Source organism: Microbacterium sp. WCS2018Hpa-9 (assembly GCF_031843745.1).
Taxonomy (GTDB): Bacteria; Actinomycetota; Actinomycetes; order Actinomycetales; family Microbacteriaceae; genus Microbacterium.
Genome location: NZ_JAVTIY010000011.1, coordinates 24,809 through 40,767, shown reverse-complemented (window position 1 = coordinate 40,767; position 15,959 = coordinate 24,809). Strand labels below are relative to the sequence as shown.

The 15,959-nt window shown below is 68.8% G+C and carries 11 protein-coding genes; 9 read left to right on the top strand and 2 right to left on the bottom strand.

All coding sequences use genetic code 11. The features are described from left to right. Positions 1–35: 35 nt before the first annotated feature. Entirely contained in the window at positions 36–2,063 is a 2,028-nt protein-coding gene (locus RQG82_RS18565) for a primary-amine oxidase (RefSeq protein WP_311260276.1), read from the bottom strand. A gap of 141 nt (positions 2,064–2,204) precedes the next feature. On the opposite strand from RQG82_RS18565, the gene RQG82_RS18560 reads away from it, so the two are divergent. After that, positions 2,205–3,224, top strand: coding sequence for a LacI family DNA-binding transcriptional regulator (locus RQG82_RS18560; RefSeq protein WP_311260275.1), 1,020 nt, complete (start codon positions 2,205–2,207; stop codon positions 3,222–3,224). Beyond that, positions 3,221–4,372, top strand: a complete 1,152-nt coding sequence (locus tag RQG82_RS18555; protein ID WP_311260274.1) for a CoA transferase — start codon at positions 3,221–3,223, stop codon at positions 4,370–4,372. The genes RQG82_RS18560 and RQG82_RS18555 overlap by 4 nt, the downstream gene beginning before the upstream one ends. Here RQG82_RS18555 and RQG82_RS18550 read toward each other — a convergent pair. Continuing rightward, positions 4,369–5,718, bottom strand: coding sequence for a PucR family transcriptional regulator (locus RQG82_RS18550; protein ID WP_311260273.1), 1,350 nt, complete (start codon positions 5,716–5,718; stop codon positions 4,369–4,371). The genes RQG82_RS18555 and RQG82_RS18550 overlap by 4 nt on opposite strands. An 89-nt stretch (positions 5,719–5,807) precedes the next feature. Between RQG82_RS18550 and gabT the strand changes: the two genes are divergently transcribed. From gabT to RQG82_RS18515, 7 genes are all read left to right on the top strand, one after another. Next, a complete protein-coding gene (gabT, locus tag RQG82_RS18545) occupies positions 5,808–7,133 on the top strand; it encodes a 4-aminobutyrate--2-oxoglutarate transaminase (RefSeq protein WP_311260272.1) in 1,326 nt (441 codons plus the stop codon). Then, the gene (locus RQG82_RS18540) at positions 7,130–8,314 is read left to right on the top strand and encodes an acyl-CoA dehydrogenase family protein (protein WP_311260271.1); all 1,185 of its coding nucleotides are present in this window, start codon (positions 7,130–7,132) and stop codon (positions 8,312–8,314) included. The genes gabT and RQG82_RS18540 overlap by 4 nt, the downstream gene beginning before the upstream one ends. Further along, positions 8,311–9,759, top strand: coding sequence for an aldehyde dehydrogenase family protein (locus tag RQG82_RS18535; RefSeq protein WP_311260270.1), 1,449 nt, complete (start codon positions 8,311–8,313; stop codon positions 9,757–9,759). The genes RQG82_RS18540 and RQG82_RS18535 overlap by 4 nt, the downstream gene beginning before the upstream one ends. 80 nt (positions 9,760–9,839) lie before the next feature. Further along, positions 9,840–11,339, top strand: coding sequence for an AlkA N-terminal domain-containing protein (locus tag RQG82_RS18530; RefSeq protein WP_311260269.1), 1,500 nt, complete (start codon positions 9,840–9,842; stop codon positions 11,337–11,339). Beyond that, on the top strand, positions 11,336–11,833 hold the full coding sequence (locus RQG82_RS18525; protein ID WP_311260268.1) for a methylated-DNA--[protein]-cysteine S-methyltransferase: 498 nt from the start codon (positions 11,336–11,338) through the stop codon (positions 11,831–11,833). The genes RQG82_RS18530 and RQG82_RS18525 overlap by 4 nt, the downstream gene beginning before the upstream one ends. Positions 11,834–12,193: 360 nt before the next feature. Continuing rightward, a complete protein-coding gene (locus RQG82_RS18520; protein ID WP_311260267.1) occupies positions 12,194–14,125 on the top strand; it encodes an ABC transporter ATP-binding protein in 1,932 nt (643 codons plus the stop codon). Continuing rightward, a complete protein-coding gene (locus RQG82_RS18515; RefSeq protein ID WP_311260266.1) occupies positions 14,122–15,936 on the top strand; it encodes an ABC transporter ATP-binding protein in 1,815 nt (604 codons plus the stop codon). The genes RQG82_RS18520 and RQG82_RS18515 overlap by 4 nt, the downstream gene beginning before the upstream one ends. Positions 15,937–15,959: the final 23 nt, after the last annotated feature.

Here is a 15,959-nt window from a genome sequence, read left to right as displayed (position 1 = left end):
CGGTGTTTCCCTTCGGGATGCCGGACGACGGCTGATCAGCCGTGATGCGACGACGGGCGGACAGAGAGGTGATGCAGATGGTGCTCGGACTGCGCAGAGCCTGTGTCCTCGTGAGCGCAGGCGCATGCGGTGGGGGAGGCCGGGACGTCGAGGGTCGGGTTCCGGTCGAAGAAGTCGTGGGGTGTGAGGGTGAACCCGCACGTGTCGACGGGCATGATCGGCCAGTCCTCGGTGCGGGGGAAGTGCGTGAGACCGAACGTGTGCCAGAGCACCAGGTCGGCGCCGTCGAGCGAGGCGTCGTCGGCGACGAAGGCGGGGAGTCCCTGCTCGGGCGCGCTCTGATTGACGACGTCACCGGCGGGGTAGCGCTCGTCAGGGTCGTAGGCGGTGACCCACAGGTCGGATGTCGCGAACCGTGCACGCGAGGCGATCACCGATTCGGGCTGAGCGAGCAGCACGGGCTTGCCCTCAGGTGTCAGGACGTAGGAGGTCGGTCGGCCCAGGCGGTTCGTCGCGGTCGCGCTGCTCACGCGCCAGGTGCGATCGACCGTCGCGTTGGCGCGACGGCGTCCTTCCTGCTCGCTGCGCAGGCGGGTGGTCGTGAATCCGATCGCGCTGCCGTGCACGTTGTGGTCGTCGATCGGCAGGGCCCCGACATCGATCTCGTCGATCACGGCCGGGCCGTCGTCGACCGCCATGTCGAGGCGGGCGCAGAACAGATGCTGGTGATAGGGGGCCGCGAGCCCCGGTGCCAGCTCGCTCGCGAACCGGCTGGTGCGCTCGTCGTAGGCGGCGGTGAAGACGAGTCCTGTGGCCTTGGCCTCGAACTCGATCTTGCCGTCGAGGTAGAGATACCAGTAGAAGCCGTAGTCGTAGTTGCCGACGGTGACGAAGAATGAGATCACCAGGCGGCGCTGTCGTCGCACATCGCTCGAACCGGTGAACTGCTCGGTGTGCTTCCAGAGCACACCTGCATCCTCCTCGTGGATGCAGATCGCGTTGGACAGCACCTTCACGTCTCCGCGTGCATCAGCGATCGGCACGTCCAGGTAGGTGATGTCGCCGACACAGTCACAGCCGAGTTCGAGCGAGTTCACCAGCCGTCCGAGCTGGTACTCGCCGGTGTCGAAATAGTTCTGCCAAAAGCGCACCGGGCCCGGGTCTCCATAGGGCACGAGCATCTCCGCGATCGAGGCGCGGTGCACGATCGGACGCACACGCCCGTCGTCCTCGAAGCCGATGCCGTGCAGGATGAGACCCTCGCGCATGTCGTAGCCGACGCGCAGCGACCACTTCTCCCACGAGATCACGTCGCCCTCGAACGAGAAGCTCGGCCCCTCCGGCTGCGTGATGACGATCGGCTTCTGCGTCGTGCGCTCGGGGCCGAAGGTTCCAGGCACGTGGTAGTCGGCGGTCTCCTGAGGGATCGGCATCACCCCTGTGTCGATGACGTCGACGACGGTTCGGCTCGCAAGATCGACGTACGCGACGAGACCGTCGATCGGGTGCGCCCACGGCATGGTCTGCGGGGTCGGCTGGTGGTGTCCGAGCACGCGTGCGAGCCGGCGACCGCTCTCGCCCTCGATCGGGTATCGGCCCGCCGACAGACCGGCGAGCGCCACGGTGCTCGGGTCGTCGATTCCTCGGGCCGAGAGCGCGGTGGCCCAGCGCTCGTCGGCGCCGATGAGTTCGCGGATGATCGCGTGCTCCTCCTGCAGCAGCGGCACCTGGCCGTCGCGCTCGGGGTCGATGTCGACGTCCTTCGCGAGCGTGCCGGAGCCGAGATCCACCGAGAGCGCCCGAGCGCGCCCGCTGTCGACGTCGAGGAGCTGCACCCGGGCGCGGCGGGCGACGGGGCGGCCCGCGCTGACCTCTGCGCGGTCGGGCTCATCGAGTCCGATGTAGGCGATGCGGTGCTCCTCGTCGAGGGCGCCCTGGGTGCGCAGGATCTCGGCGACGCGCTGCAGCTCGTCCGCGGAGAGCGTCGCGTACGGCGCACCGGACTCATCGCCGAGGCGGCGCGAGCGCTGGACGTGGTCGGACGAGGAACAGCTGCAGTTCATGGAGTCTCCATCGGAAGTCGGTGCCGGAACGTCTGCGTGCCGGAACGTTCCGGCAAAAGTATGCGAAAAGCGTGTTACGGCGCAAGACCCGATGTGTTTCGAGTGGATTACGGCTTGCTCCGTGTGGTTAGACTCGGCCGCATGCAAGAGTCACGACGCGCCAGATTGATCGATGTCGCTCGGCGCGCGGGTGTCGGAAAGACCACGGCGTCCGACGCGCTCAGCGGCGGCGGTCGCGTGTCGTCGGCCACTCGGGAGGCCGTGCTGGCGGCGGCAGCCGAGCTCGGATACTCAGTCAACACGGCGGCGAGGCACCTCCGTGGCGGCGCGATCGGCACCATCGGGATCGTGCTCCCCGAGGTCGTGTCCCGGTCGTCGTACTACATGGCGTTCACCTTCGGAATCGTCACGAGCGCTGCGGCCCACGACATCGACGTCACCATCGTGAGCCCTTTGGCGTCGTCGGGCCGTTCGCGGCCCATCCGGGCGGACGGGCTGATCATCGGCGACCCCGTCTCCGGAGACCCCGGGCTGCCGTCGCTCATGGCCTCAGGCATCCCGATCGTCACCCAGGAGCACCTGCCTGATGACATCGAGGGGGTTCCCGACGGTGTCATCTGGTCGTCGCACGAGGCGGCGATGCTCCGGCTCTTCGACGAGGTCGACGTCACGAAGGCCCAGCATCCTGCGTTGCTGGTCGCCCCGGATGCGACGGACTGGTCGCGCCAGCTCGTCTCGGGATATCGGAGGGGGTGCACGGCGCGCGGCCTCGAACCGGTCATCGCGCCGATCTCGTTCGAGGCGCCCTGGCATGCCGTGCGCGAGTCGACCGAACGACTGCTGCAGACGAATCCGGAGACCGACGTGATCATCTGCGGACCGGACTCCAGCGCGATCGAGGTCGTCGCCGTGCTCGGACGCCTCGGCCGCACCGTAGGCGAGGACATCACGGTCGTCTCGTGCGTCGATCATCCGTCGCTGCCGTTCCTGACTCCGTCGATCACCTCGATCGATCTGCGCCCCCGTGACTCGGGAGTCGCCTGCGCCGAGCTGCTCATCGACCTGCTCGACGGTCGGGCAGCATCCGGCACCGATGTGGAGTTCCCGATCACCGTCGTCGCCAGGGAGTCCACTTCGCAGCCGCTGCGGGTGCGCCGGTGAGCGCGCCGCTCGACGGGATCGTCGTCGCCGATTTCTCCCGCGTGCTCGCGGGTCCGCTGGCGACCATGACGCTCGCCGATCTGGGTGCGCGGGTCATCAAGGTCGAGAGGCCCGGCTCGGGCGACGACACGAGAGCGTGGGGTCCGCCCTATGCCGAATCCGGGATCACGACGTACTTCGAATCCGCCAACCGCGGCAAGGAATCCGTTGCTCTCGACCTCGCCGATCCGGGCGACGCGGCACACGCGCGCGAGCTGATCGCGAGAAGTGATGTCGTGATCGAGAACTTCCGACCGGGGCTCTTCGCGAAACTCGGGTTCGACTGGGACTCGCTCTGCGTCGAACACCCCGGTCTCGTCTACGTCTCGGTCAGCGGCTTCGGCCTGGGTGCCGGTGCCGCGCTTCCCGGCTACGACTTCGTCGCCCAGGCGGTCGGCGGCCTCATGCACATCACCGGTGAGACCGACGGCGATGCGATGAAGGCGGGTGTCGCCCTCGTCGATGTGCTGACCGGCAAGGACGCGGTGATCGGCATCCTCGCGGCCCTCCGCCGGCGGGAGCTGACCGGGCACGGCTCGAGGATCGACGTCAACCTGCTGTCGAGTCTGCAGGCGGCGCTGGTCAACCAGGTGTCGGCGCACCTGGGCGCCGGCACCGAGCCCGGCCGGCTGGGCAACCGGCATCCGTCGATCGCTCCCTACGAATCGCTGAGCTGCGCCGACTCTCCGATCGCGGTCGCGTGCGGCAACGACGCGCAGTTCGCCCGGATGACCACCGAACTCGGATGCCCGCAGCTCGCCGCCGATCCGCGGTTCCTCACGAGCCCCGACCGCGTCGCGCATCGCGAGGCACTCGTCGTCGAGCTCGAGTCTGCGTTGGCCGCCGACACGGCGGCGGCGTGGGCCGCGAGGCTGAATCGCATCGGCGTCGCCGCCGGCGTCGTCAACTCGATCGGCGACGGGATCGCGCTCGCCGAGGATCTCGGGCTCGATCCTGTGTGGGATGCCGTCGGCGGCGACGGGCGCCGGTCGAGGCAGATCCGCTCACCGCTCACCTGGTCCCCGGCGATCCCGGTGACGGCGTCCGCACCTCCGCGGCTCGGCGAGCACGATGAGTCCGTGCGGGCGTGGTTGGATGCCGATCGCTAGAGCCCACGATCGCGGAGTGCGAGCCACAGTTCGGCCGTGACGTCCGGATCGTCGAGCGAGGCGCCGAGCATCTTCTCCGCGGTGGCGATTCTCGGCCTGATGGTGTTCCGATGCACCCCGAGCTCCCGTGCGGTCCGCTCGGCCTGCTGACGATTGCGCAGGTACGCGATGACCGTGCGCCGCAGTTCCGGATCGCCGCTCGCGAGCAGATCGGCCCAGCGGCGCGACCGCGAGTGCGGATCGGTGCGGGCCCCTGCGTCGGGATCCGTGCGGTGGAGGGCCATGACCCGGGCAGCCGCGGCAGCGACGTCTTCCAGGCCGACCGGCCCGCTGAGGACTCCGGAATCGGGCGTCGCGTCCGCCTCGGCAGAGAGCAGGGTGAGGTGCACCCCCGAATGCGCGGTTCCGGCGCCGAATCCGCCGTCTACCGTGGCGCCGACGCCTGCGAGAACCCGGAAGAGCATCGGCAGCTCGATATCGGAGGCGGCGGCGAGTGCGCGGGCGGCTGCGGGTTCACCGCGAAATGCGAGTTCAGCGATCCACGCCTCGGGTGTCGGGCCCCCTCGCTCCCGCGCGTTCAGCAGCCGCAGAAGGGCGGTGGCGGTGAGGGCGAGTCGGCGATCTGAGCTGCCGAAGGGTCTCCCGGCGCCGAGGGCGAGAGCGCCGCGGGTGCGTTCGCCGTCTGTCACCGCGTGCGCGACGACCGTCGAACCGTGCGATACGAACGACGCCGCCTCGACCCCGGAACGCAGCAGCGACCTCTCCACGTCCGCGCGCACGGACGGCAGCATGGCTTCGAGCGACGGGGGATGCAGGATTCCTGCCGAGCCGCCCTCACCGATCGGCAGCCAGGCGACCCATCCGCCGATGGCCTGCGCCATCACGCGAACGACCGCGGAGAGCGGATCTGGCCCCGCTGCAGCCTGCACGAGCCGGGTGTGGGCGTGAGCGGTGCGCATCGCCTCCTCCTGACCGCCGCGTCCCGCGATCGACCAGAACGCCCGAGAGACGTCGAGGAACGGGACGCCGTCGGGCACTTCGAAGATCGGGATCCCCGCCGTGCGGCATCTCTCCACCAGCGCGGACGGCGCGTGCTCCCACCCTTCGCCGAGACCGATCCCGATCGCACCGATGCCCTGCTCGGCGAGTCGGTCGACATAGAGGTCGGCCGAGTGAGCGTGCAGCGGGATGCCGGTGGTGAGCAGCAGTTCGCCGCCGTCGAGATAGCGACCGGGGTCGTCGAGCTCCGAGACATGCACTCCCGTGATTCCGCGTGCGGCGTCGAACGGGGCGAGCGGGCGCAACGAGGAGCCGGATGCGAGAGCGAGTTCGCCGAGGGAGACCATGTCGTCATTGTGCAGTACGCACAGGTGAATCATCAAGACTAGGCGAAGTGTCACCCTTGACGTCTCGGCGGCACTCTAGCGTCGACCTCATGACCACCGCTCCGCATCTGATCACCGAGATCCCCGGGCCGCGATCGCGCGAGCTCCATGCTCAGCGCACCGCCGCCGTCGCCTCCGGGTTCGGAATCACCCTTCCCGTCTTCATCGCCCGCGCCGGCACCTCCACGCTCGAGGACGTCGACGGCAACATGCTCATCGATCTCGCTTCGGGCATCGCCGTGACCAGCGTCGGCGCGGCCAATCCCCGCGTGCGCGAGAACGTCGCGGCGCAGCTCGACCTCTTCACCCACACCTGCTTCATGGTGACCGAGTACGAAGGGTTCGTGCGTGTGGCCGAATGGCTCAACGCCCACGTGCCCGGCGACTTCGAGAAGCGCACAGCGTTGTTCAGCACAGGGGCCGAGGCCGTCGAGAACGCGGTGAAGATCGCGCGGGCGCACACCGGCAGGCCCGGGGTGCTCGTGATCGACGAGGCCTACCACGGCCGTTCCCTGCTGACCATGGCGATGACGGCCAAGGAGCACCCGTACAAGACCACGTTCGGCCCCTTCCCGAACGATGTCGTGCGTGGACCGAACGCCAACCCGCTGCGTGGCGAGGGCGCCGATGCTGCGCTCGCCGAGATCGAGCGGATCGTCATCGAGCACGGGGCCGACCACTTCGCCGCGCTCGTCGTCGAGCCCATCCAGGGCGAGGGCGGGTTCATCGTTCCCGCTGAAGGGTTCCTTCCGGGGCTCCGCCGGATCGCGGACGCGCACGGGATCGTGCTCGTGATCGACGAGATCCAGAGCGGCCTCGGCCGCACGGGTCGTCTGTTCGCGAGTGAGCACGAGGGAATCGCCGGCGACATCACGCTCACGGCCAAGGCGCTCGGTGGCGGGCTGCCGCTGAGCGCCGTCACGGGCCGCGCCGAGATCATGGACGCGGCGCACACGGGCGGCCTCGGCGGCACCTACGCGGGCAACCCTCTCGCCTGCGCCGCGGCGCTCGCCGTGTTCGAGGTGCTCGAAGACCCCGAGCTGCTGCCGGGTGTCGCTCGTATCGAGCAGAGCATCCGTGCCCACCTCGAGCCGCTGCTCGCCGAGTTCCCGGTGATCGCCGAGGTGCGAGGGCGAGGAGCGATGATGGCGCTCGAATTCGCTGACCCCGACACGCTCGCGCCCCGCGCCGACCTCGCCCAGCGCGTCACCGCTGCCTGCCACGCGGCGGGCGTGCTCACCCTGACCTGCGGCACGCACGGCAACGTCATCCGCCTGCTGCCGCCGCTCGTGATCGAGCCGGCCGTGCTCGACACCGGGCTCGAGATCCTCAGCCGTTCCATCCGCTCCATCGCCGCCGAGGAGGCCGCAGCATGACCGCCGTTCCCGACCTGCTCGACTTCGACGAGATGCTCAGCGACGACGAACGGGCGACGCGCGATCGCGTGCGTGCGTTCGTCGAGGCCCGCATCCGTCCCCACATCGCCGATTGGTACGACCGCGCGATCTTCCCGACCGAGCTCGTGCCGGAGCTGGCCGAGCTCGGACTGCTCGGCATGCATCTCTCGGGGTACGGGTGCGCCGGTCGAAGCGCCGTCGAGTACGGACTCGCCGCGATGGAGCTCGAAGCGGGTGACTCTGGTCTGCGCACCTTCGTGTCGGTGCAGGGTTCGCTCGCGATGAGCGCGATCCACAAGCACGGCAGCGAGGAGCAGAAGCAGGAGTGGCTGCCCCGCATGGCACGCGGCGAGGCCATCGGATGCTTCGGACTCACCGAGCCCAACTCCGGATCAGACCCCTCGAGCATGACCACGTTCGCTCGTCGCGACGGCGACGGCTGGGTGATCAACGGTGCGAAGAGGTGGATCGGTCTCGCCTCGATCGCCCAGGTCGCGATCATCTGGGCGCAGACTGACGACGGCGTTCGTGGCTTCATCGTGCCCACCGACTCCGACGGGTTCGTCGCGACGCCGATCGCGCCGAAGCTCTCGATGCGAGCATCGATCCAGTGCGACATCACGCTCACCGACGTGCGCCTGCCGGCGAGTGCGCAGCTGCCGGAGGCTCGCGGCCTCCGCGCCCCGTTCTCGTGCCTGAACGAGGCTCGGTACGGCATCGGCTGGGGTGTGATCGGCGCCGCCCGCGACAGCTACGCCACAGCGCTGTCGTACTCTCGCACCCGCATCCAGTTCAATCAGCCGATCGCCGCGTTCCAGCTCACGCAGCAGAAACTCGTCGACATGGCGGTCGAGATCGAGAAGGCCCAACTGCTCGCTCTGCGCCTGGGCAGGCTGAAGGATGCGGGACGACTCCAGCCGCATCAGATCTCGGTCGCCAAGCTCAGCAACACCAGGGCTGCCATCGCCATCGCCCGGGAGGCGAGGACGATCCTCGGGGGCAACGGGGTGTCCGGAGACTACTCGCCGCTGCGCCACGCCGCCAATCTCGAATCCGTCCGCACGTACGAGGGCACCGACGAGGTGCACACTCTCGTGCTCGGCGCCCACATCACCGGCTTCTCCGCCTTCCGCAGCACCGTCACCGAGGGAGCATCATGACCGTCATCGCACTGCGCCATTTCATCGACGGAACCTGGGTCGAGGGCGGGGGAGAATTCCTCGTCGATCTCAACCCGAGCCGACCGAGCGATGTCGTCGCCGAAGGCCCCGGTGCGTCGGACGACGATGTCGACCGCGCCTATGCGGCGGCCCGCGCGGCGTTCGACGGCTGGCGTCGCACACCGGCGCGCGCACGTGCAGGCATCCTGCTCCGCGCTGCCGACATCATCGAGGCGCATCGCGAGGAGTGGGGGAGGGAGCTGGCTCGCGAAGAGGGCAAGACGCTCGTCGAGGCGATCGCCGAGACCGGGCATTCCGCGAACATCCTCCGCTTCCACGCGCAGGAGGTCGAACGCCAGAGCGGCGGTGTCTTCGAATCTCCGACACCGGGCGAGCGGATCCTCCTGATCCGGCGGGCCGTGGGGGTCGTCGGGGCGATCACGCCGTTCAACTTCCCGATCTCGATCCCGGCGTGGAAGCTCGCTCCCGCGCTGGTCTGGGGCAACACGGTCGTCTGGAAGCCCGCGACATTCGTCCCCGTGCTCGCGATGCGATTCGCGGAGGCGCTCGAGCAGGCCGGTCTGCCGCGGGGAGTGCTGAACCTCGTGAACGGCACGGCCTCAGTCGGCGAGGCGATCGTCTCGCATCCGGACGTGGATGCGGTGACCTTCACCGGATCCACGAAGGTGGGCCGGATCATCGCCGCGCAGCTGGCTGCGCGCGGCATCCCGTTCCAGGGCGAGCTGGGCGGCAAGAACGCGTCGCTCGTGCTCGCCGATGCCGACCTCGACATCGCCGTCGAGCAGGTGGCGATCGGCGCGTTCCGCGCCGCCGGACAGAAGTGCACAGCCACGTCTCGGGTGATCGTGCACGACGCGGTCGCCGACGAGTTCCTGCGCCGGCTCGCGGCACGCACCGAGCGGATGGTCGTGGGCGACGCCCAGGATCAGGCGGTCGAGGTCGGGCCCGTCGTCGACGCCTCCGCGCGGGACCGGGTCGCTGCCGCCATCGCGCGCGCTCGAACCTCGGCGACGCCGGTGGTCGCTCCGGAATCGTATGGGCCGGGCGATCTCGACGACGGCTACTTCATCGCGCCGTCGGTGTTCGAGCTGAACGAGGACGACCCGGGCGAGCTGTGGACGGACGAGCTGTTCGGCCCCGTGATCGGCGTGCGCAGGGTCTCGAGCACCGAGGCGGGGATCGCGCTGGTCAACGACAGCGAGTACGGCCTCTCGACCGCTGTCTTCACGACCGGCCTCGCGGACGCACTCAGCGCGATCGAGGACATCAGGGCGGGCGTCGTGCACATCAACTCGGCGTCGGCCGGTGCCGATCTGCACGTGCCGTTCGGTGGCAGCGGTGCGAGTGCGCTCGGCCCGAAGGAACAGGGGGCCGCGGCCCGAGAGTTCTTCACCGAGACCGCGACGGTGTATCTGAAGGGCTGATCTCACGGCGACGTCCGGGGGGCCACCGCGATGTCCGATTTCCGCCAGCCGGTGTCGGGTGCCAGTGGCAGAGTGGAGCCATGAGCTTCCCCGTGACCGACTTCGACGAGCGATATCGCGCGATCAGCGCACGTGACACGCGCTTCGACGGTCAGTTCGTGACCGCCGTCAGTTCGACCGGAATCTACTGCCGACCGAGCTGTCCCGCGCGCACGCCCAAGCCGCAGAACGTCACCTTCTATCCGACCAGCGCCGCGGCCCACGAAGCGGGATTCCGGGCCTGCAAGCGCTGCCTGCCGGAGGCGGCACCCGGCTCACCGGCGTGGGATCTGCGCAGCGACGTCGCAGCTCGGGCGATGCGTCTCATCGCCTCGGGCGTGGTCGAGCGCGAGGGGGTGTCCGGCCTCGCCGTGCGCCTCGGCTATTCGACTCGGCACCTCACTCGGCTGCTCTCGATCGAACTCGGTGCGGGTCCGCTCGCCCTCGCCCGGGCGCACCGGGCTCACACGGCGCGGATGCTGCTCGTCGGCACGGACATGCAGATCTCCGATGTCGCGTTCTCTGCGGGCTTCGCGAGCATCCGACAGTGCAACGACACGATCCGCGAGGTGTTCGGGCTGACGCCGGGCGAGCTCAGGGCCCGCCGGAAGATGCCGGCATCGGCGGTTCCGGGCGCGATCGACCTCGTTCTCCCGTATCGCGGACCCCTCGATGCGTCCGGCATCTTCCAATGGATGTCAGCCCGTGCGGTGTCGGGGGTCGAAGAGGCTACAGCCTCGTCGTTCTCGCGTCATCTGCGCATGGCGGGCGGGCCCGCGTGGTTCGAGGTGAGTCAGGATGCGGCCGAGCGACTGCACCTGCGTGCCCGCGTCGCGCAGCTCGGTGACCTCGCTCCGCTGGTGTCGACCGTGCGACGGATCTTCGATCTCGACGCCGACCCGCTCGCGGTCGATCAGGCGCTGAGCGTGCACCCCGAGCTCGCTCCGCTCGTCGCACGCACCCCCGGAATCCGTGTGCCCGGCTCTGCCGATCCGCATGAGATGCTGATCCGCGCGATGATCGGTCAGCAGATCACGGTCGTCGCCGCTCGCACCGCCCTCACCGCCCTGACCGAGGCGCTGGGGGAGCGCACAGAGCAGGGTCTTCTGTTCCCCACGATGTCGGCGATCGCCGAGCGAGGGGCCGAGGTGCTGCGAGGGCCGGGGGCTCGCATCAGGGCGATCGTCGGCGCTGCCACGGCGCTCGCCGACGGAACCCTGAGGCTCACGGTCGGCGATGATGGGGTCGAGCAGCGCGCGGCGCTGCTCGCGATGCCGGGCATCGGCCCCTGGACGGCCGACTACGTGCGGATGCGCGTACTGGGCGACCCCGACGTGATTCTCCCCGGCGACGTCGCGCTGCGGGCAGGGGCCGCCGCTTCCGGACTCCCGGGCGATCCGCTGCCGCTCGTCGCGTGGGCGGAGCGGGCTGCTCCGTGGCGCAGCTATCTCAGTGCGCATCTCTGGCGCGCAGCACCGGCGCGGCCTGTTCGACGGGCGCGCGCGTCCCAGACCACCACCCTTGTGAAGGAGACCTCATGAACGCCATCATCCAGACCATCCAGACCCCCGACGGACCGTTCACCATCCTCGCCGACGAGCGCCAGCGTGTGCTCTCCTCGGGGTGGACGGCCGATCAGGCGACGATCGTCGCCCGACTTTCGCCCCAGGGCCGCCCGACAGAGGTGCGCGAGCGCGACGCCGATGCAGCAGCCGCGGTGCTCTCGTTCTATGCGGGAGACCTCTCAGCGATCGATGCGGTCGCCGTCAAGCAGACAGGCACGACGCTGCAGCTCGCCGGATGGTCGGCGCTGCGTGAGATCGAACCTGGGGAGCCGTTGACCTACACCTCGTTCGCGGCGCGCCTCGGCAATCCGCGTGCGGTGCGGGCCGCGGCCTCGATCTGTGCCCGCAATGCTCCGGCGCTCTTCGTGCCTTGCCACCGTGTGCTGCGCACCGACGGCACGCTCGGCGGATTCGCCTGGGGCCTCGATGTCAAGGCGAGCCTGTTGGAGAGAGAAGCCGCGCGGGGCTGAGTGCGGAGGGATCGGCGAGCGCAGATGGGCTGTCGCTCGGCGCTGAGACCCGCGCACGACGTCGCCCGAGGAAGACGGCGTCGAGGATTCGGGAATCTCTCTTGCGCTCAGCTTGTTCACAGGAATAGGCTGGTGGGCTGTCGCACCGACCGGACGACATCGCCGAGCCCCTGAGGAGGACACCATGACATCGATCGCCGCTGTGCAGATCGCCGCTCTCGGCTCGACCCCGGTGCGCCCGCTCCGCTAGAGCCACTTTCCGACACGCACGACCTCACCGGATGCCGGACTCCGAGAGTCCTTTGCTGCGTCCGCCCCCCCTTCAGCAACCGCTTCCCATACGAAACTCGTCTGAGAGACATGTCTTCCTCGCCTTCATCGCAGAACGCCTCTTCCTCTTCCTCCCTCTCCACGCCGGCCGCCCTGTGGCGCCTGAAGCCCTTCGTGAAGCCCGTCATCTGGCGGCTCGCCGGAGGTGCCGCCAGCGCGCTCGTGGCCGCGATCATCGCCCTGATGATTCCGATCGTGCTCGAGCAGATCATGCGCGGACCCGTGCAGACGGGCGCGATCGACGCCATCGCCTGGGGCGCGCTCGCGGTCTTCGGCCTCGCCCTCGGTGAGGCGCTGATGGTCTGGCTGCGTCGCCAGTTCGTGCTCAACCCTGCGACGCAGGTCGAGTACAAGATGCGCACCGAGCTCTACTCGCGGCTCCAGACGCTGCCGGTCTCGTTCCACGACCGCTGGCAGTCGGGGCAGCTGCTGAGCCGAATGATGCAGGACATCGGCCTGATCCGCCGGTGGCTGGCATTCGGCCTCGTGCTGCTCGTGGTCAACGTGCTGACGATCATCATCGGCTCGGTGCTGCTGTTCCGCTGGCACTGGCTGCTGGGCGTCATCTTCATCGTCACCGCCATCCCGCTGTGGATCCGCGGCTACCTCTTCGAGAAGCGCTACGGCGCGCTCACGCGCCGCAGCCAAGACCAGGCGGGCGACCTCGCGACGAGCGTCGAGGAGAGCGTGCACGGCATCCGCGTGCTCAAGGCCTTCGGCCGGGGCAAGCACGCCCTCGGCCGTTTCAGCCGTCAGGCAGAGACGCTGCGCGAGACCGAGATGAGCAAGGCAGGCGCGATCGCGTCGATCTGGTTCTGGCTCGACCTCATGCCGCAGATCGCCTTCGGTCTCAGCCTGATGTCGGGCATCTGGCTGATCTCGCAGGGCGAGATCGACCAGGCGCAGCTGTTCGCGTTCTTCGCCATGGCCGTGGTGCTCCGCTGGCCCATCGAATCGATCGGCTTCCTGTTCTCGTTCATGCTCGACGCGCGCACCGCGACCGATCGCGTGTTCGACATCTACTCCGAGACGAACTCCATCACCGACCCCGAGAACCCGGTGCACATCGCGGAGCCCCGCGGCGAGCTGGCCTTCGAGGCGGCGCACTTCCGGTACCAGGATGCGGGAGCCCACGAGCGCGACCTGCTAGACGGCATCGACCTCGTGCTGCGACCGGGCGAGACCATGGCCCTCGTCGGACTGACCGGCAGCGGCAAGACCACGCTGACCACGCTGCCGACGCGCCTCTACGACGTCACCGGCGGTCGGGTCACGCTCGACGGCGTCGACGTGCGCGACCTGCCGCTCGCCGAGCTGCGCCAGCACATCGCGATGGCCTTCGAAGACGCCACGCTGTTCTCGGCGACCGTGCGTGAGAACGTGCTGCTGGGGCGTGCCGACCTCGACGTGCACAGTGAGGAGGCCGAGCGTGTGCTGCGCGAGGCGCTCGACGTCGCCCAGGCGGCCTTCGTGGACTCGTTGCCGGAGGGCGTCGAGACCGTCATCGGAGAAGAGGGGCTGAGCCTCTCGGGCGGACAGCGTCAGCGTCTGGCGCTCGCCAGGGCCGTCGCTGCCAACCCGAAGGTGCTTGTGCTCGACGACCCGCTGTCTGCGCTCGACGTCGACACCGAGGCTCTCGTCGAAGAGGCGCTGCGACACGTGCTGGCCGACACCACGGCCATGATCGTGGCGCACCGGCCCTCGACCGTGGCTCTCGCCGACCGCGTGGCGCTGCTCGAAGCAGGCCGGGTCACCGCTGTCGGAACGCACAGCGAACTGCTGAAGACGAGTCGTCACTACCGCCATGTCATCTCGAGCCTCGAGGCCGAGGAGGCGGCGCGCACGGGCGCGATCCCGATCATCCGCGATGAGCAGGACGAGATCGACGCCGCCGTTCAGGCCGGCATCCGCGAGGATGCCGCCGACCAAGACATCATCACCGAGAAGGAGGTGCAGCGATGAGCTCCGCGATCACCGGAACCCAGGACGAAGACCGCTCCAGCTACACCAAGGAGGAGAGCCGGGCCATCCGCCGTCGGTCGCTCCGACTGCTGGGCTCGCTCGTGCGTCCCCTGAAGAAGCAGATCGTGCTCGCGGCGGTCGTGCTCGTGATCTCGACGGCGCTCCAGGTCGCCGGCCCGATCCTGATCAGCATCGGGCTCGACCGGGCGCTGCCCGCCGTGCTCGAGCGCGCCGACTGGATGCCGACCTTCATGATCGGCGGGATCTACCTCCTCGCGGGTGCTGTCGCGGCGGCGATGATCGCCTGGTACGTGATCATCGCGGCCAAGCTCACCCAGGCGGTGCTGCTCGACCTGCGCAAGCGGATCTTCCTGCACACCCAGCGCCTGAGCCTGGAGTTCCACGAGTCATACACGTCCGGTCGCATCATCTCGCGCCAGACGAGCGATCTCGATTCCATCAAGGAGCTTCTCGACGGTGGGCTCAACGAGCTCGTCTCCGGCGTGCTGTTCGGTCTGTTCACGTTCATCGCGCTGTGCGTGTGGGACTGGCAGTCCGGGCTCATCCTCGCGATCGGCGGCGTGCCGCTGTTCTTCCTGATGCGCTGGTTCTACTCGCGCTCGCAGCTCGTCTACCGCGAGTCGCGTGTGATCAGCGCCAAGGTGATCGTGCAGTTCGTCGAGACGATGACGGGCATCCGTGCGGTGAAGGCGTTCCGCAAGGAGCCCCGCAACGACGTGACGTTCCAGAAGATCGCTGGCGAGTACCGTGACGTCAACCGCCGCTCGATGCTGCTGTTCGGCACGTTCGAGCCGGGGCTGATGGGGGTCGCGGCTCTGGTTCTCGGCATCGTCGTGCTCTGGGGCGGCATCCGTGTGTCTGAGGGGGCGCTCACCGTAGGCGTGCTGCTGTCGGCCGTGCTGTACGTGCGCAACTTCTTCGCTCCGATGCAGGAGATCGCAATGTTCCTGAACTCCTACCAGTCCGCCACCGCGGCGCTGGAGAAGGTGTCCGGCGTGCTCGAGGAGGTGCCGACGGTTCCGGATCCCGAGAAGCCGGTGGACCTCTGGGAGTCGCGGGGACACATCGAGTTCGATGAGGTGACCTTCGGCTACAACGGTGAGAAGACGATCCTGCCGAACTTCTCGCTCGACATCCCGGCGGGGCAGACCATCGCTCTGGTCGGCACGACCGGAGCGGGGAAGTCCACGCTCGCGAAGCTGATCTCGCGGTTCTACGACCCGTCGATCGGAAAGGTCACGCTCGACGGAGTCGACCTGCGCAACCTGCACCCGAAGGATCTCCGTCGAGCCATCGTCATGGTGACGCAGGAGGCGTACCTCTTCAGCGGCACGGTCGCCGACAACATCGCCCTCGGAAAGCCCGACGCGTCGCTCGACGAGATCCGTGCGGCCGCCCGCGCGGTCGGGGCCGACGAGTTCATCTCGTCGCTGCCCGACGGTTACGGCACCGACGTCAACAAGCGCGGTGGTCGCGTATCGGCAGGTCAGCGTCAGCTGATCTCGTTCGCCCGCGCCTTCCTCGCCGACCCTGCGGTGCTGATCCTCGACGAGGCCACCGCGTCGCTCGACATCCCCTCGGAGCGTCTGATTCAGGATGCTCTGCAGACGCTGCTCAAGGACCGCACGGCGATCATCATCGCGCACCGTCTCTCGACGGTCGCGATCGCCGACCGGGTGCTGGTGATGGAGCACGGGAAGATCATCGAGGATGACACTCCCGAGACGCTGATCAGCGGCACCGGCAAGTTCGCGCAGCTGCACGCCGCCTGGCAGCAGACCCTGGTGTGAACGAACGGGATTCCTGAACACCG